Origin of the sequence: Streptomyces sp. TG1A-60 (assembly GCF_037201975.1) — a bacterium.
Taxonomy (GTDB): domain Bacteria; phylum Actinomycetota; class Actinomycetes; order Streptomycetales; family Streptomycetaceae; genus Streptomyces.
Map to the genome: position 1 here is coordinate 486,191 of NZ_CP147520.1, position 17,382 is coordinate 503,572.

At 71.0% G+C, this 17,382-nt stretch carries 12 protein-coding genes and 3 pseudogenes; 5 read left to right on the plus strand and 10 right to left on the minus strand.

Annotation, left to right across the window (positions count from 1 at the left end; translation table 11 throughout):
• Window positions 1-209: 209 nt before the first annotated feature.
• The gene (locus WBG99_RS01475) at window positions 210-1,703 is read right to left on the minus strand and encodes an ABC transporter substrate-binding protein (protein ID WP_338894530.1); all 1,494 of its coding nucleotides are present in this window, start codon (window positions 1,701-1,703) and stop codon (window positions 210-212) included.
• Window positions 1,704-1,757: 54 nt separating this feature from the next.
• Window positions 1,758-2,330, minus strand: coding sequence for a GNAT family N-acetyltransferase (locus WBG99_RS01480; RefSeq protein ID WP_338894531.1), 573 nt, complete (start codon window positions 2,328-2,330; stop codon window positions 1,758-1,760).
• A gap of 164 nt (window positions 2,331-2,494) precedes the next feature.
• Here WBG99_RS01480 and WBG99_RS01485 point away from each other — a divergent pair, with 164 nt between their 5' ends.
• On the plus strand, window positions 2,495-3,517 hold the full coding sequence (locus WBG99_RS01485) for a Ppx/GppA family phosphatase (RefSeq protein WP_338894532.1): 1,023 nt from the start codon (window positions 2,495-2,497) through the stop codon (window positions 3,515-3,517).
• A 538-nt stretch (window positions 3,518-4,055) separates the two neighbouring features.
• A complete protein-coding gene (locus tag WBG99_RS01490) occupies window positions 4,056-4,247 on the plus strand; it encodes a hypothetical protein (RefSeq protein WP_338894533.1) in 192 nt (63 codons plus the stop codon).
• Between the two features lie 176 nt (window positions 4,248-4,423).
• Here WBG99_RS01490 and WBG99_RS01495 read toward each other — a convergent pair whose 3' ends face one another.
• A complete protein-coding gene (locus WBG99_RS01495; RefSeq protein ID WP_338894534.1) occupies window positions 4,424-4,858 on the minus strand; it encodes a protease inhibitor in 435 nt (144 codons plus the stop codon).
• Between the two features lie 391 nt (window positions 4,859-5,249).
• Between WBG99_RS01495 and WBG99_RS01500 the strand changes: the two are divergent.
• Window positions 5,250-5,646, plus strand: a pseudogene (locus WBG99_RS01500) (alpha-hydroxy-acid oxidizing protein); the annotation flags it as partial.
• Window positions 5,647-5,789: 143 nt separating this feature from the next.
• Here the strand turns inward: WBG99_RS01500 and WBG99_RS01505 are convergent.
• From WBG99_RS01505 to WBG99_RS01525, 5 genes are all read right to left on the minus strand, one after another.
• Complete coding sequence (locus WBG99_RS01505) at window positions 5,790-7,613, minus strand: RICIN domain-containing protein (protein ID WP_338894535.1); 1,824 nt, start codon at window positions 7,611-7,613, stop codon at window positions 5,790-5,792.
• A 436-nt stretch (window positions 7,614-8,049) separates the two neighbouring features.
• Window positions 8,050-8,427, minus strand: a complete 378-nt coding sequence (locus tag WBG99_RS01510) for a toxin Doc (protein WP_338894536.1) — start codon at window positions 8,425-8,427, stop codon at window positions 8,050-8,052.
• Window positions 8,428-8,430: 3 nt separating this feature from the next.
• On the minus strand, window positions 8,431-8,676 hold the full coding sequence (locus WBG99_RS01515) for a hypothetical protein (protein ID WP_338894537.1): 246 nt from the start codon (window positions 8,674-8,676) through the stop codon (window positions 8,431-8,433).
• Window positions 8,677-8,802: 126 nt separating this feature from the next.
• On the minus strand, window positions 8,803-11,046 hold the full coding sequence (locus WBG99_RS01520; RefSeq protein WP_338894538.1) for a glycoside hydrolase family 9 protein: 2,244 nt from the start codon (window positions 11,044-11,046) through the stop codon (window positions 8,803-8,805).
• 174 nt (window positions 11,047-11,220) lie between these two features.
• Window positions 11,221-14,319 carry a glycoside hydrolase family 2 TIM barrel-domain containing protein gene (locus WBG99_RS01525; RefSeq protein WP_338894539.1) on the minus strand — a complete coding sequence of 1,033 codons (3,099 nt, stop codon included), beginning with the start codon at window positions 14,317-14,319 and terminating at the stop codon, window positions 11,221-11,223.
• A gap of 330 nt (window positions 14,320-14,649) precedes the next feature.
• On the opposite strand from WBG99_RS01525, the pseudogene WBG99_RS01530 reads away from it, so the two are divergent.
• Both WBG99_RS01530 and WBG99_RS01535 read left to right on the plus strand, forming a co-directional pair.
• Window positions 14,650-15,138 (plus strand): annotated as a pseudogene (locus WBG99_RS01530) (ATP-binding protein); the annotation flags it as partial.
• Window positions 15,139-15,154: 16 nt separating this feature from the next.
• Window positions 15,155-15,277: pseudogene (locus WBG99_RS01535) on the plus strand (site-specific integrase); the annotation flags it as partial.
• Window positions 15,278-15,383: 106 nt separating this feature from the next.
• Here WBG99_RS01535 and WBG99_RS01540 read toward each other — a convergent pair.
• Window positions 15,384-16,043 (minus strand): response regulator transcription factor, encoded by a 660-nt coding sequence (locus WBG99_RS01540; protein WP_338894540.1) that lies wholly within the window; start codon window positions 16,041-16,043, stop codon window positions 15,384-15,386.
• The gene (locus WBG99_RS01545; RefSeq protein ID WP_338894541.1) at window positions 16,040-17,293 is read right to left on the minus strand and encodes a sensor histidine kinase; all 1,254 of its coding nucleotides are present in this window, start codon (window positions 17,291-17,293) and stop codon (window positions 16,040-16,042) included. The genes WBG99_RS01540 and WBG99_RS01545 overlap by 4 nt, the downstream gene beginning before the upstream one ends.
• Window positions 17,294-17,382: the final 89 nt, after the last annotated feature.

Consider the following 17,382-nt stretch of genomic DNA (forward strand, 5'->3'; position numbering starts at 1 on the left):
CCCGCCGAACCACTGCCCGAGGAGCTTCCAGGAGCCCGCGTCGAGGCCGAGTTCGTCCCGTACGGCCGCCAGCACGTCCGGCGTCGGGTCGCGTTCGGCCGAGCGCGCCTTGAGGACCGTTCGCGCCGGGTCGGTGCGGGACAGCCACGGCAGCAGACCGATTCCGCACAGCAGGCCCGCGGCGAGCAGAGCCCGCCAGAGTGCCCGCCTCAGCGCCGGGTCCCCGTTCCGACGAGGGTGCGCTCGTACGGGTCGAGGAGCACACCCTGTACCGAGGTGCCGACGCCGGTGATGATCTGCTGGTGGACGAGCGGGACGGTCGCGTCGGTGCCCAGGATCGCCGCCTCGGCGTTCATCGCCGCCTGCTGCCGCTTGGCGGTGTCGGACTCCTTCTCGGCGGCGGCGACGGCCCGGTCGACCCTCTTGTCGCACAGCAGCGCGAGGTTGTAGCCGCCGTCGCAGGTGAAGTCGCTGGCGAGGATGGAGACGGGATCGCCGGTGTCGAGCAGGGAGTTGCGGGCGCCGACGACCGCGTCGAACGTGCCGGCGAGGGCGTCGCTCTCCAGCCGCGCGTACTCGCGGACCTCCAGCTCGACCTTGAACCCGGCCTTCTGGAGCTGCTGTTGCAGCACCTGGGCGACCTCGGGCAGTTCGGGCCGGTTGTCGTACGTGGCGATGGTCACCGCGGTGCCGTCGGGGTCGGCGGCCGTCGCGCGGCCGGTCGGTTCGACGCGCTTGCCGGCGGCCCAGGTCACGGCGGGCCCGAAGATCCCGGCACCGGCGTCGGCGTATCCCTCGTAGACGTCCTTGGCGAGGACCGAGCCGTCGACGGCCTCGCGGGCGGCGGCGCGGAGCTTCGGGTCCCTGAAGGCGCCGCGTTCTGTGTTGAGCAGGAGGCTGGTGGTGCGGGTGGTGGCCGTCTCACGTCGGGTGCCCTGGTCGAGGGTGGACGCCTGCGACACGGGGACGGCCTCGGCCATGTCGACCTGCTCGGTGCGCAGGGCGTTGGTGCGGGCGGTGCCGTCGGCTATGAACTTGGCGTCGATGCCGGAGGCCTGGGCGCGTCCGCCCCAGTACGCGTCGAAGCGGTCCAGGGTGGCCGCGGTGGTGCCGGTGACCTTGGTGACCTCGAACGGGCCGGTGGCGGTGCCGACCGGGTCGGCCCGCTTGCCGCCGTAGGCCTTGGCGGAAAGGATCGCGAGGCCGGGGCTGGTGAGCCGGAGGGGCAGAGCGGGGTCCGGGTCCTTCGTGGTGACGCGCACCTGGCGCTCGCCGCTCTTCTTCGCGGTGAGCGTGATGCCGGAGAGCGCGGCCGTGACCGGTTCCGCCTCGGCGGCACGGGTGAGGGCGGCGGCGACGGTCTCCGGGGTGACCTCGGTGCCGTCCTGGAAGGTGGCCTCACGCAGGGTGAAGAGCCAGTTCCGGTCGTCCTGCCGGGTCCATGACTCGGCGAGCGCGGGGGCCGCGGCGCCGTTGGCGTCCAGCTTGGTGAGCCCCTCGGTGACGCCGAGCCGGCTCAGGAGGGTGGCGTCGGCGCCGTACGGGGAGAAGTTCTCGGTGGGCGGGAAGGCGAACGCCACGCGCAGCCGGGCGCCGTCGGCCAAGTCGTCCTCGGTCGAGTCGCCGCCCGAGGCGAAGCAGCCGGTCAGCACGGGAGCGAGCAGCAGGCCGGCGATGACGCGACGGCCGCGGGGAGAGCGCATGATCCTTGGTTCTCTGTGGGGGACGAGGGACGGCCACGGGGAGCGCGACGCAGCTTACCTGACAATCATTTTCATATGACCGCCGAAGGGGCGAGTGATCGCGGGCACCGGGACCTCGAAGTGCACGACACGCTCCCCGGTCTCCGCGCGCTCGTCGCACACGGCCGCGCCCTGCGAGTGCCAGAACTCCTCGGCACCGGGCACCGCGGGGTCCGTGTGCAGGTAGACGGAGCGGTAGCCGCCGTCGACCGCCGCGAAGTCCAGCAGCCCGGCGACCAGCCGCCGGGCGAGCCCGCGCCGCCGGTGTTCGGCGCTCACGTAGACGCGCCGCAGCTGCGCGGTCTCGCCGGAGGGGTATCGCTCGGCCAGCCAGCGGGGGTTGGGCGGATGGGCGGGACCGCGCGAGTCCAGCGCGCCGGTGGCGACGACCGTGCCGTCGCGTCCGTCGACGGCCACCAGGAGCACATGCCGGTCGGGGTCGACGTACGCGCCGTGGAGGTCGATGATGTCGCGGTGCCAGCGCGGCACATAGCCGGTGCCGAAGTCCCGGTAGACGGTGTCCAGCATCACCGTACGGGCGCCGTCGAGGTCGTCGGGTCCTGCCACCCTGATGTCATAGCGTCGCACCTGCGCATCATATGCAATAACTCTGATCATTCGGATCGGGGGTGCGATCGGCCCGTCGGCGGGGTGGTGTGCGGGAGCGCCAGGACGGCCGGTACACGCCTGTGCGCCACCAGCCGCCGTGCGCGGCACGCGTGCTGGGGCGGCTCGCGGGTACTTCGTCGGTCATGCGGATGAGCGTGGTGGATGTGGGATCGAACACCGTACGGCTCGTGGTGGCGGACGCCGAGGGCGGTGTGCCGCTGCCGGTGCACACCGCCAAGTGGCGTCTGCGGCTGTCGGAGCAGGTGACGCCCGGCGGTGACGTGCCCGACGAGGCCGTACGACGGCTGTGCGACGCGGTCGCCGCGGCGGCGCGCACGGCTGAGCGGTGGGGGGCCTCGGCCCCGCTGGCGTTCGCGACCGCCGTGGTGCGCTCGGCACCGAACTGCCGGGACGTGCTGCGGACCGTACGAGCGGAGACCGGGGTGCGGATCTGTACCCTGCCGGGCGAGGTGGAGGCGGAGCTCACCTTCCTCGGGGCGCGGCGGTGGATGGGCTGGCGGGCGGGGCCGCTCGCACTGCTGGACATCGGGGGCGGTTCGCTGGAGGTGGCGTTCGGGCGGGGCCGGCTGCCGGACTTCGTGGCCTCGCTGCCGCTGGGCGCGGGCCGGCTGACCCATGAGTTCTTCCATGGACAGGACCCGCCGTCGGCGGAGAGCATCAAGGCACTGCGCCGCAGGGTCCGCCATCAGCTCCGGGACGTCGCCGCACGCATCCGCTGGGAGGGGCCGCGCACCGCCGTGGCCACCTCGCGCACCTTCCAGCAGCTCTCCCGGCTGTGCGGGTCGGCCCCCGGCCGCCACGGTCCTTTCGTGGAGCGGGAGTTGCGCTGCGCGGACCTGGGGCGCGCGATCGTCAGCCTGGCCTCCCTCCCCGCGAGCGAGCGGTCGACCCTGCCGGGCATCTCCGCGCCGCGCGCGACGCAGAGCCTGGCCGGGGCGCTGGTCGGGCACACCACGATGAAGGTCACCGGTCTGCGGTCCGTGACGATCTGCCCCTGGGCGATCCGCGAGGGTGTGATGCTGCGGCACATCGAGGACGGCCCGGCGTGGTGGTCGGAGGTGACGCGCGACTTCGACGAGGAGGAGCAGGCCGGTTCGAGCACGACGGGCTCGGTGGCACTGCGCATCGCCGCGCCGGCCCGCTGACGCGACAGCCGCCGGGTCCGGCCGGTGGACCGCCCGGAACCCGCGCAGGACCACGCGGCAGCGCGCGGGCCGGCCCGCTCCGGCAGCGGGCGGCGTCCCGGCCGGCACCCCGGGGCGGGTCCCGAACGCGCTCGTGCCGTGCAACACCCGGTACAGGACGCCGCGGTCGCCCGACTGCCGACGGACGGATTCGACACCGCCGGCAGACACATTCGACGCGCGCGTCGAGGACGTGGCCCACCTCTCGCCCGTTCTCCGGCATCACGTCAACATGCCAGGGGCGCGGCGCGCGGGGCGCTCAAGCGCGAACTGATCGCCCGCCTGCGCACCTGGCGTGCGCTGCGGGTTCCCCGCACCCGCTCCCGACGGCGGGCGAGCGGGCTCGTCACACCCGAGGTCGTCTCGTCTCCTCCGCCGCAAGGGCCAAGTCCCAAGCAGCAGTTCAATGAAACGATTGAAGGACCCGCGGGCAGGCACACACCGTTCCGTGCCGAGAGCGGCACGGAATCCGAGCGATACAGAAGTGGAGACGCTTGAAGTGAAGTTCCTTCTCGAAGTCGACCTGGACGGCACGGACTGGGACGAGGGCACCACCGTGCAGGAGCTGGAGCGCATACTGCGGTACTGGGGCGGCAACCTACGGCACTGCGAGATCGAACCCGGGGACGGTCAGCCCCTGTACGACTCCGGCCACCAGGAGGTCGGCCGCTGGACCGTCACCTCCGAGTGACCGGCTGAGAGTCACCGGCAGATGATGCCGGGGACCGGCCGGCGGCCCCACTCCGCTCGGCCGGCCCCCGGACGGGGATCGCGTGACACATCGCGACAGGGCTCGCGCTCCCCAGCCACGGGCCCTCGCTCATCACTCGCGGTGCCGCGCGACCCCGGTCTGCTACGACGCGGCGTCTAGAAGGCGTACAGGACGCTCGCGGCGGAATTCTTCAGGCACTCGTTGGGGAAGGTGCGCTCGTACGCGACGCGCTTGCCCTGCCAGACACCCTGGGCGGTGACGACCACCGGGTCGTACTCCTTGGTGCACATCACCCCGGCCCGGCCGGCCAGGGCGGCGAAGTCCCCGCCGACGGCGCCGAGTTCGGCACAGGCCTCGGCGGCGGCCGGGTGTGTGCCAAAGGGCCGCGGCGCGCAGGTCAGGGTGACCGCGCGCTCGGGGGTGGCGGCGGCTGCGGTCTCGCCGTGACCCGTGGTCAGGACCAGGGCAGCGGGAGCGTAGAGCCCGGCCGCGGCGGACTCGGGGGCGGCGAGCGCGGAACCCGTGAGGGGGCCGCAGACGGCGGTGGCCGCCAGGGTGAGAGTCGCTGCCCAACGCGCGGTCTTCGGCATTGTGTGCATCCTTCCGCTCTGCAGGAGTGCCCGGACGGCTCCGCCACATCTGTCGTGTGGACGAATCGGCCCGGACGGTGCCGGATCGGCGAGCGCGAGTCTGCCGGGTCGCCGTCCGGAACACACATCGACCCCACGGGTTTCAGTAACTTTGAGTATTGAATCAGTGGCTAGAAGTCACAGAATTCGAGCATGCAAACCCCGATTCTGAGCGGTTCCTGGTCGCCCCGTGATCATGAATGGCCGGATCTCCACGGCTGAGCAATCGGCCTGAAACATTCCGCTTCGACGGCCCGCGTGCAGCGTCCCGGCCCCGCGCAACGGTGGACGGCGTCCGCCGGGATCGCCAGGACGCGGAGCGGTTCTCGACGGCGAGGGGCGGGGCGAACGGATGGCGAAGCGCTGGGCGGACTTCCGGTACGAGATCCGCCTGGGCGGGATGGGCCGTGCCGCTGCCGCCCGCCGATCTGACGCGCCTGGAGGAGCCAGCCGAGCACCGGAACGGCACGGGCCCGGTCGGTTATGTGGCGGGCAGCGCGGGCGACGGCAGCACCGCGCGTGCCGGCCGGGAGGCCCTGGAGCGCCACCGGATCGTGCCGGAGATGCCGCGGGACGTGCGTGAACGGGACCTGTCCGACGAGGTGGTGGGCCGCGCTCTGCCCGCGCCGCCGACGCTCGCTCCGGTGGGGGTGCTGTCGATCGTGCGCCCAAAGGCGGTGTGCGCGGCGGGGGCCGCCGCCGCGCAGGGAGTGCCGTACATCCTGTCCTCGGCGTCCAGCACGCCCCTCACCGCCGGAAGCGAAGAGCAAGGGGCGCAGCCTCTGCTCCTCAAGGGCTCGGGGACGCGCGGCGACCACGCGCTCCCCGCATCCGCCCACGGACCCCCCTCACAGACCGAACCCCGGAAGAAGGTACGGGAGTTCGAGCGACGTCACGGACAGCACCGGATCGGCCCCGTCCCGGAGTCGGAGCCGGTCTCCGTGGTCGTGTCGTCGCGCACGGACAGGACCGAGCCGCCCGGTTCGGCCTCCGCTGAGGAACTCGGCTCCGGGGAGCCGGACTTCTTCGCTCCCGGTATCGGGAGGTCGTCGTCCTCGCCGTCCTCGCCGTCCTCGCCGTTCTGGTCCGGCTTCTCGGAGACCGGCTCGGTCTCGGGCGTGGGCGCCCCGGACCCGGAGACGGAGAACGACTCGGGACTGGCGCTCACCCCGTCCGTGAGCCAGCTCTGCGCGTCGGAGGAGTCCCGCACCTTGACGACGATGTCTGCCTTGGGATCCGTGGCCGTGGTGGCGACTGCGAGCCCCTCACCCCACCGGGGCAGCAACTCGCCCTGCACCGTGAAGTCGTACCGCACGTCGTCGCCGCGCCCGGAGTCCTCGTCGGCGCACCTACCGAGGACGACGACACCCGCGTCGACCTGGGAGTCCAGGCACAGCTCGGGGTCGGCGACACTGCGCAGCAGCCCGTCCTCCTCGTACGACCACTTCTGCGTCCAGTCGGAGGAACACACCGCGAGCTCGGTCGAGGCGCCCTTCTCGGCCTTGCCGCCCTGGATGTCGAGGCACAGGTCGGCGGCCTGGTTGCGCAGCCGCGTCTGCTGCGGGGCGGTGGGCCGCCCGGCCGTGGCGGGTGGTGTCGCTGAGGCGGTGTCGGCTGTCTCGCCGTCGCCGGCTTCCGGCGCCGTGGCGATGCCGCCGGTGGCGCTGGTGGAGGCCGTGGCATCGGCGCCACTGCCGTCGTCCGACAGGAACGCGGCGCCCAGGATGGCCGCGATCAGCGCGCCCGAGGAGACGCCGACGGTGAGCAGGGCTCTGGGATTGCGCGTCGCGGACGTGATCCGGCGGCGCTGTGCGGGGATCTGAGAGAGCAAACGGTGACGGCCGCCGCTCCCCGGGCGTCTTGAACTCCCCTTCTGCGGCATGCGGCCGGGACGGGAGTCGAGATAGCGTCGGGCGCCCCAGCCGAGTACCGCTTCGGCGACGACTCCTCCGAGTCCGCCCTCGAAATGGCTGAGTTGCTCGGCGGCGTAACGGCAGAACCGGCACTCCAGCAGATGCTCCTGGACATCCGGCAGCAGGGCGCCGCCGCGGCGAATCGGCACGTCCAGCAGCCGGTTGTAGAAGCGGCAGTCCTTGGACGGCGCGAGTTCACGGTGGGCACGGACGCACCCCTCACGGAATTTCTCGCGCGCCTGCTCCAGTGTGGCCGCCGCGCTGTCGATGTCCAGCCCCAGCAGACCAGTGGGTATGGTAATCGTTTCGGCTTCCACTTCGGTGTGCCAGAGCAAGCACTGGGCGACCGCCGGGAGGGCCTGGAAAGAGCGCTCGACGAGCTTGCGATTTTCGGGCGTCATGGACTTCGCCGCCCGCATACCGCGCCCGCCGGCGGGTTTCCTCAGGTCCGGCAGCACACCGGACACGCCCTCTTCCGCGGACCACTCCTTGACGGTGTCGCGTGCGGTCACCAGCAGTCGGGGGCGCAGGGCGACGCCGGATTCGCCCCGCATCAGGCCGTCGAGCACCCGGTGGAAGGCTGTCGCCGTCACCATCGAGGCGACGCCGGAGCCGGAGGCGAGACAGATGACCGCGTAGTCGTACGTCGGCTGCCAGTGCCGCGCCATCAACAGGGCGACGGGATCGCCGGTGCCGCCTTCCGGCCAGCCTCTCAGCCGGGCGGCGAGAGTCTCGTCGGACTCACCGGGAACCGGCCCGGGCGCGGGCGGATAGGTGGGGCGAGGAGGGTGGGGGGTGTGCACAGAGCGGGTTTCCTTCCAAGGCGCAAGATGGCACACGGAGTGATGACCGCCGAAAAGGGCCCTGGATGGTGCGTACCTCTTTGGCGGGCGCCGGGAAAGCGGCCGGGGACAGAGCCGCACGATGACCCTCCGCCTTGAGCCTTTTGGGCCCTTCGGCGACCGGAGAAGCCAAGTGGCCTTTCCGGCCGGGCCATTGCCCATGCGCAGGAAGGTCACCCTTGCACAAGTTACTCGTGGCTAACAAGGCACTTGGGCAACATCCGCATCACTAAAAGCAGGTCAGATGACCGGTACGGAGTATTCCACTTCGCAGAATGAACCCTTCCGGTTCTCCTGGAACCCAAAGTCTCAAGCACCTCATGTGGCGCGAAACAGGCCGCCGACCGCGGCACTGGCTCCTCCCGCCCTCGGTCGGCGGCCCCGGGGGCGGGTTCGCTCAGATCTGCCAGGACCGGAGCCGGTCCGCCGCCCCGTAGACGTCCGTGCTCCCGGAGAGCAGGTCACGCGCGAGGTCCACGAGGGCTCCGTAGGGCGGGTCGATGCCGACGCCGCTGACGAACATGTACGCCACGGCCGTCGCGCAGGCGAAACGGGCGTTGGCTGCCGGCAGCGGCTTGAGCAGCGCGAGGGTGTGCAGCAGCGCGGCGGCCCGCCAGGCCGGGTCGGAGTCCACACCGAGGCGCGGCGGATCGACGCGATGCCGGGCCACGGCCGCGACGAGCGCGGAGAAGTCGTTGATGGTGGGCTGCTCGGGCATGACCTCTTCGTGTCGCTGGAGCAGCCAGGGCACGTCGATGTGGATGACGGGTGCCATCGGTCAGACGGCCCGCCCTTCCACCTTGACGACCGGTTCGTCGTCCGGGAAGGCGGCGGCGAACTCGTCCGCGTGTGCGGTGAAGAACTCGCGGAAGGCCTCCGCGCCTTCCTTCAGCGCCCGGTGCCGCACTATGTCGGCCGCGGCCGCCTCGCGCACGAGCGCCTTCATCGACGTACCGCGCTCCTTGGCTATCTGCCGCAGATCCTCTAGCTCGCGGTCACTGAACTCCACATTCAGAGCTGGCATGCGCCAACGGTACCGCGAGGGTACTTACTCGTAAATAGCCGCAGGTCACAAGGCACGGCATGCGGTACCAAAGAGGGTGCGGCCGACGCCCGGTGAGGCGTCGGCCGCACGCGGCCGGTGACGGACTCAGATCTGATCCGCCACGAACGACGCCATGCGGGCCAGCGCCGCGTTCCAGTTGATGGTGTGCTCGTTGGTCGACCAGGACTGGATGTCGTCGATGTAGCAGAACTGGCCGACGCAGCCCTGGAGTCTGCTCTGGGCGAAGGGGTCCTGGATGCTTGAGTTCGGGCCTCCGGCCAGCGTGCCGACGGGCGGGTTGGGGAGGTCCGGGTCGAGCTGGTGGGCGTACCACCGGCTGTGCTGGTTGCGTGCGTCCACCTCGCCGTAGCCGGTGACGTAGGAGATGTTGAGGGCGTTGCGGCCGAAGAGGTAGTCCATGCTCTGGAGCGCGCCCTCGCGGTACTTCGACGCCCCGCTGATGTCGTAGGCCGTGGCGATGACGACCGCGTTGTTGAGGATCTGGTGGTTGGAGCCCCAGTCGTAGAGGTTGTCGTCGGGTGCGTACGGCAGGCCGTACGGGTGTGCCCTCAGCGTGGCCAGGTAGCGGTCGGCGCCCTTGATCACGGACCCCCGGACCTTGTCGCGGCCGGGCAGCTTGTTCGGCACGGTCGCGAGGTCGAGCCGGCCGGCGGCGGCCGTGCGGGCCCAGTCGAAGCCGAGGCTGCCGAAGATGTCGGCGGTGTGCACCGGGGAGCCGAGGACGTACCGCTCGAACGCCTTCTCACCGGTGGTGAGGTACAGCTGGGCCGCCGCCCAGTAGAACTCGTCGGTGACGTTGTCGTCGGAGTAGGTGCCGCCGCCGATGCCGTCGCTCTCGGAGGCGTGGATCGCCGGGTGTTCCTTTGCCGCGGCCCAGGCGGTGCGGGCCGCGTCGAGCGCCTTCGCCGCGAAGGCGCGGTCGTAGGGGCGGTACAGGCGGGCCGCCTGGGCGGCGGTGGCGGCGAGGTTCAGGGTGGCCGCGGTGCTCGGCGGGTGCAGTTCGCGCTTCTGCGGGTCGTCGGCGGGCATCAGGGGCAGGCCGGTCCACTGCTCGTCGTGGATCTTGTGGTGGGCCATGCCCGCGAGCGGCTGCCCGTCCGGCACCTGCATCCTCAGCAGGAAGTCCAGCTGCCAGCGGACCTCGTCGAGCAGGTCCGGCACCTCGTTGCCGCTCTCCGGGATGTCGAGCGAGCCGTCACCGAGCTTGCCGGTCCGCCCGGTGCGGGCGTGCAGGGAACGCTCGTAGGTGCTCAGCACCTCCCAGGTGGAGATGCCGCCGTTGACGACGTACTTGCCGTGGTCGCCGGCGTCGTACCAGCCGCCGGTGACGTCGAGCGTGTAGTCGCAGACGCCCGGCTGGCAGGGCACGTCGTGATCGCCCTTGTTGGGCGCGACGTCCAGGTGGCCGGCGGCGCGGCCGTAGCCGGGGCGCAGGTCGTCGCGGATCTCGGTGCCGCTGCGCTGGGTGTAGTAGTACTTCAGCGAGTCGAGCCGGAGGCGTTCGTAGGCGCTCGGGTCGATGTCGAAGGGGTGGCTGGTCTCGCCGTCGACGGAGAGGGTGAAGCCGGTGCCGCGCTTGCGGTACGAGCCGAAGTCGATGGAGTGGACGTTCTGTCCGGAGGAGGCGTCGACGCCGCGCGGGACGGTCCGGCCGTGCGCGACCACCGCGCCCGAGGCGTTCTTCAGCCGCCAGGGCAGCTTCGTGATGGCGTCGGTGACCAGGGTGGCGTTCTTCGGCCCTGCGGGCAGATAGGAGACCTGGTTGACGCGCACCCGGGGCCCGGTGTCGGGCTCGTACACCTCCGGCGGCACCCCGCCGAGCAGCGAGACGTCGTCCATGCAGAAGGTGAACGGGTCGGCGTTGCCGCCGAGCTGGAAGCCGACCTGGGCCTGGGCGGTGTCGACGGGTGAGGTGAAGGTGTACGTGTACGAGTCGCCCGAGACGTTCAGCTGCGGGCTCACCTCGAACCAGGTGTCGTACGGCGCGACGGACAGGCCGACGATCGCGCGCAGGACGTTCCCCTGGGGGGTGCCGGACGCGCTGAAGCCGAACCGGTACGACTCGCCCTTGACGAGGGTGATGTCGTTCTGGCCGACGGCGGCGTCCCAGCGGTTGGCGGTACCGCCGGGGATCTCGGCGCAGAGGCGGCCGTCCGTCAGGCCCGCGGTGACGTTGCCGGACGTCCACCAGGGGGCGGTGGTGGTGTCGAAGGTGCCGTTCTTGACCTGTTCGGCCTCCTCGGCCTGGGCCGAGCCGGTGGGCAGCGCGGTGAGCGCCGCCGCGAGGAGGGCCGTTACGGCGAGCAGGGTGGTTCTGCGTCGTTTCACGTCTGGGCTCCTCGGGGAGGTGGGGCGCACAGCGGTGAGGGGTGGGGAGCGATGGGCATGGGAGCGCTCCCAGGTGCGGACCTTGGCCATGCTGTTAGAGACATGACAGCCCGTCAACGGTCCGGGCGGGACTGGTTTTCCGTCCGGACCGTCGAACGGTGACTCCCCGTGCGGTCAGACGGCGAGGACGTCCAGTCGGCTGATCCGCACCGCGCCGCGTGCCTCGCCCGGATACCGGCTGGTCAGCGTGAGCCGGATGCGGCTGCCGCGCAGCGGGGTGAAAATGATCACCGTGGGGGCGTCGGAGGCGGTGGCCCAGTGGACTTCCGCGCCCTCGGCGGGAACGTGCCGCGTGCCGTCCCACACCGCGACTTCGACGGTCTCGGGAAGCGTGTGGCCTGCGTCGACGGTGAACGAGACCTCCACCCGGCCGACCGTACCGGCCCTCCCCCAGTCGACCGACACCCAGTCCTCGGGCCGCGCCCCGCTGAACGCGGGCAGCAGGGCCGTGGCCGCCTTGAGGAAGCCGTTGGACCAGCCGGTGGCGGGGTCACCGTCGAGCATGGCGGCGGGCAGGGTGTCGGGGCGCCCGGAGTAACTGGCGTCGGCGTGGGGGTAGGTGACGGGAGCCGGATGGTCGGGCTCGAACTCGGCGGGCGGTGTGGAGGACTTGGCGCGCGCCGGCGTGGCCCGCACGGTGACCTTTCCGGTGCGCAGGCCCTCCACCCGTGCCGTCACCTTCGTCGGTCCGGGCTCGACCCCGGACCGCACGATCGCGAGTGCCTTGCCGCCGAAGGCGGTCCGGGTGCTGGCCTGGTAGCGCTCGGCGCTCTCCTCCCGGCCGTTGTCGAGCCCGGCGAGGGAACCGCCGCGCACGTCGAAGGAGATCAGATGCTCGGCGTCGGGCACCACCACACCCCGGGCGTCGACGATCTCGGCGGTGACGAAGACCAGGGAACGTCCGTCCGCCGGGAGTGACGCGCGGTCGGCCGTCAGCCGCACGGCGTGCGGTGCCCCGGCCGTGCGCAGCACGTCGGTGGCGACGGCCCTGCCGTTCCGGCGCGCCACCGCCTTCAACTCGCCCGGCGCGTACGGCACCTTCCAGGTGAGATGGAGCTTGCCCGCGCTGCCGTTGGGGCTGGTGTAGCTGCCGGGGTAGGGGCCGTCGGTGAAGGTCTTGTCGTCTCCGGTCGCCTCGGTGGTCTCCAGATAGGGGCGCCCGTCGACGGTCTTCTTCTCGTCGAACTTCCTCGTCCCGAGCGACTTCCCGTTGAGGAACAGTTCGACGGTGTCGACGTTGGAGTACGCCCACACCTCGACGGTGTCGCCCTTCTGGTGGTTCCAGCTCATCGGCAGCAGGTGGACCATGGGCTCGCTGATCCACTGGCTCTGGAACAGGTAGTACATGTCCTTGGGGAAGCCTGCCGTGTCGACCGCGCCGAAGAAGGACGCCTTCACCGGGAAGACGTCGTACGGCGTGGGCTCGCCGATGTAGTCGATGCCCGACCACAGGAACTGCCCGGCGAACCACTTCCGGTCCCGGTCCTTCTTGTGGCCGTACTCGCCGCTCATGGTCCAGGAGGCGAGGTTGTTGTCGTAGGAGGAGACGCCCCGTCTGCCGGGCGTGTGGTTCTCGCCGGTGTTGAGGCGCTCCGGCTCCTGGTAGACGCCGCGTGTCGACGTCTCCGAGGACGACTCCGACTCGAAGAGGAAGAGGTGCGGATAGCGGGCGTGCAGCGCGTCCACCGACTTGGCGGTGTTGTAGTTGAGGCCGAGGCCGTCGAGCTTGGCCAGGATCAGGTCGCCGGGTGTGCCGGGGGCGGGCACGCTGCGGTGGCGGTGGGAGCCGATGACGATCGGGCGGGTGTCGTCCGAGGCCTTGAGTGCGGCGATCAGCCGGTCCGCCATGGCGAGGCCGGAGGTGGAGGTGAACTCCGAGACCTCGTTGCCGATGGACCACATGAGGACGGCGGGCGAGTTGCGGGCCGCGAGCACCATCTCGGTGACGTCCCGGTCGGCCCACTCGTCGAAGAACCGGCCGTAGTCGTACCGGGTCTTGGGGCTCTTCCAGCAGTCGAAGGCCTCCACCGTCATCACGATGCCCATTTCCTCGCAGGCCTCGATCATCTCCGGGGAGGGCGGGTTGTGCGAGGTGCGGAACGCGTTGACGCCCATCGACTTCATGATGGTCATCTGCCGGCGGACGGCGTCGGCGCTGACGGCGGCGCCGAGCGCGCCGAGGTCGTGGTGGAGGTCGACGCCCCTGATCTTGTGATGGGTGCCGTTGAGGTGGAAGCCCTCGTCCGGGTCGAAGCGGAAGGTGCGGACACCGAAGGCCGTGCGGTAGGTGTCGGTCGTTCTGCCGCCGACGCGCAGTTCGGTCTTCAGGGCGTAGCGGTACGGGTCGGTGAAGTCCCACCGCCTCGGCTCGCGCACGGTCAGTTCGTGGGTCTCGGTCGCGGTGTCGGTGACGGCGACCGTGGAGGACGTACGGGCGACGGTGCGGCCACGGGCGTCGACGACCCGGGAGACGACCTCGACGCCGGCAGCGGCGCCGGAGGCGTTCACCACGGAGGTCCGTACGCGGACGAGGGCGCGCTCCTCGGTGATGTCCGGCGTGGTGACGTAGGTGCCCCAGCGGGCCACGTGCACCGGCTCGGTGACGACGAGGCGGGCCTCGCGGTAGATGCCGCTGCCGGAGTACCAACGGCTGCTGGGGAGCCGGTTCTGCACCTTGACCGCGATGACGTTCTCGGTGGTGCCGTCGGTGTGCAGCAGGTCGGTGAGATCGAAGGCGAAGCCGGTGTAGCCGTAGGGGTGGCGGCCGACCTCGGTGCCGTTGCAGTGGACGTACGAGTCCATGTAGACGCCGTCGAACTCGACGGAGATCCGCTTCCCGGCGAGGGCGGGCGGCAGTGTGAACGTGGTGCGGTACCAGCCGAGGCCGCCGGGGAAGAAGCCGGTGCCGCTGGTGGTGCCGTTCCGGGTGGTCGGGGCGAGCTCGATGCTCCAGTCGTGCGGGACGGCGACCCGGCGCCAGGCGGAGTCGTCGTAGCCGGGCTCGGCCGCGTCGGCGTACGCGCCGGTCGGGTCGGTGATTCCACCCGGGTTGACGAGGGCGAAGCGCCAGCCGTCCCGGAGCGGGATGGCGCGGCCGGCCGACGACTGCCGTGTCCGCTCCGCGGCGCCCGCGACGCCGGGGGTGCCCGCCGGCGCTCCGGCCATCGGTGCGGCGGTACCCGCGATGAGTAACGACCTGCGCGTGACGGTCATGGTGGTTCCCTTCGTCGGACCTGCGGATGGACGTTCCGGGAAAGATCGACACACAAGCGACCACAAGTGCTCGTACAACTGATCGTGACCAAACAGAATCTGACGATGCGATCCGCCGGGGCGTCAAGAGCCCGTCGCGCCACTTCTGCCGGCCGGGCGCCGGGCACTCCTCGCACCTCCTCCCGGCACTCCTGTCGCTGCCCGGGTGTACGACAGCGTGACCCACTAGGCTGAATTCACCCGTAAGCCCGTTCGGTCCGGCGGAATGGAACTCGCGACGATGAGGAGCCGCAAGGTTACGCACGGTGATAATCCTGCGTATGCCCTGGAGTCGTCCACTCCCTGCTGCCCGCGAACGGCGCCACCGACGACGTGGCGCTGCTGCTGGCCCGTACCCGTGGGCTGCGGGCGGAGCGGGGCGCGACCTGGGCGATACCGGCCGACCCGGCGTTCGTCGCCCGGACCCGCCAGTACGTGCTCACGCAGATGGCACTGTGGGGCATCAGCGAGTCGGCGTTCACGGCGGAGCTGGTGGTGAGCGAGCTGGTCACCAACGCCATCCGGCACGGCGCCCCGCCGATCCAGCTGCGCCTGATCCACGACGGCACCACGCTCATCTGCGAGGTGTCGGACGGCAGCGGCACCGCCCCGCATCTGCGCCGCGCCAAGACCTTCGACGAGGGCGGACGCGGCCTGCTGCTCGTGGCCCAGCTGACCCAGCGGTGGGGCAGCCGGCACACCGAGGACGGCAAGACGATCTGGGCGGAGCTGAGGACGTTGCCGCGGCACTGCTGGCCGCCGAGGCCGCGGGCGATGTGACGGTGATGTCGCCGGACTCATGCTGATGGCCAAGTCGCGTCACAAGAAGCCGGAGAACCTCCGCCGTTACTTCAAGCCCTCACCTGCGGCCATCGCCGAGCTGACCAGCCTTCTGGCCCCCGGTGACAGCCGGCGGTGAGCCAGAACCTTGATCAACCTGTGCACTGACGGCAGGCGAGGTTGGATCGGACTCGCGTGGATCGCGCACCGTCCGCCGGTGCTCGCTGTGCGGGGAGTCCGTCCACTCACTGGGATGTTGCCACCAGGCCCGCCTCATAGGCCAGGATCACTAGCTGCACCCGGTCGCGGGCATTGAGCTTGGCGAGCAGGCGGGTCAGGTAGGTCTTGGCGGTGGCGATGCTGATGGAGAGCTCCCCTGCGATCTCCGTATTGGACAGGCCCCTGCCGACGAGGGTCAGCACCTCGCGTTCCCGGGCGGTGATGCCGTCGAGCTCCGACCGCCGCGGCGGTGACGCTGCGGGTCGGGTGGTGAACTCTTTGATCAGCCGGCGTGTGACGGCTGGTGCGATCAGAGCGTCCCCGGCGGCAACGATCCGGATTGCGGCGAGGATGTCGTCCAGGGCCATGTCCTTGACGAGGAATCCGGAGGCGCCGGCGTGCAGCGCCCCGTAGACGTAGTCGTCGTCGTCGAAGGTCGTGAGGACGACGACGCGTGTGGAGCCGGTGCCCGTCGTGATCAGCCGGGTGGCTTCGATGCCGTCCATGCCGGGCATCCGGAGGTCCATCACGACGACGTCGGGGGCGAGTTCCTCCGTCAGCCGTACCGCTTCCGCGCCGTCTTCTGCCTCGCCCACCACCTCGATGTCCGCGGTGTCGGTGATGACCATCTGCAGGGCGGCCCGGACCAGGGGCTGGTCGTCGGTGAGCACGACACGGATGGTCATCTGACTCCCGCCTTCGCTTCTGCCTCGGTCCCGGCCGGTACCGGGAGCCTGGCCGCTACCAGGAAGCCGCCCCCGGGACGGGGCCCGGCCGTGAAATCGCCATGCAGCAGGGCGGCCCGCTCGCGCATGCCGATCAGGCCGTATCCGGTGTCCGTGCTGGTGCCGCCGCCTTCCCCTCGGTCCGAGACCTCGACGGCGAGTTCGTCCGCGCGGTAGTCGAGGCGCACCTGGCAGGAATCGGCACCCGAGTGCCGTACGGCGTTGGTCACCGACTCCTGGACAATCCGGAACGCCGCGAGATCGATGTCGGCTGGCAGCGGGCGGCGCCTGCCCTGCCACCGCACCTCCACGCGGACTCCGGCGGCCGTGGTCGTCGCGGCGAGCTGTTCCACGTTCGCCAGGCCAGCGGCCAGTCGCAGGGGCGCCGGCGCGTGCGCGCGGCCTTGGCGTTCCTCATCGTGGTCGGCCTGGCGCAGCGCGCCGAGCATCCTTCGCAGCCCGGACAGCGTCTCGCGGCCGGCCATCTCCACGGTGAGCATCGCCTCGCGGGCTTTGGCCGGCTGGGTTTCGATGACCCGGGCCGCGGCGCCGGCCTGCAAGGCGATGATGCCGATGCTGTGGGCGACGGTGTCGTGCATCTCGCGGGCGATGCGCAGCCGTTCGGCGGTGACGGCCTCGGCGGCGGCCCGGGCGTGCAACTCTGCGTTGTGGGCCCGGGCCTGATGCGACGAATTACCGATGAGCCAGGCGATGACCACGGTCAGGGCCACGAACGGCTCCTGCGCGATGCTGGAATCGTCGCCCGTGATCAACCGCAGGACGAGGTAGCCGGCCAGTGTGCCGAGCGCTGCGGCGGCCGCGGTGAGCGAGTTCCGCCGAGGCCGGGTGGCTGCGATGTAGCAGAGGGCGATATCCACGGCCAGGAACTGCGTGGGCGGAATCTCATCCTGCCGCCAGGCCACCGTCGAGATGACCGTACCGGCGATCACCAGACCGTACGCCGCGGAGGTCCTGCGGCGCAGCACCGCGCTGCCGGCCAGGATCAGCACGAAGGCGACGGCGAGCAGCGTCTGGGCTCCGAGCGAGTCGAGTCCGTCCTGGGGGTAGTTGAGCGAGTACGTCGGCGCTTGCGGCATCACTACGTACTCGACGATGGGTTCGACTGCTGCCGCGTACCACGCCAGTACCGTCCACAGGCCCGGCGGTATGCGTTTGAGCAGCGGCAACGGCAGCGGCGGTGAGGCGGACATGCATTGATCGTAGGCACCCGCATCTGACGGCACATCCGACCGTAGCCGTACAACCAGGGTTGACCCCCGTCCTCTCCGATTGTCATCGG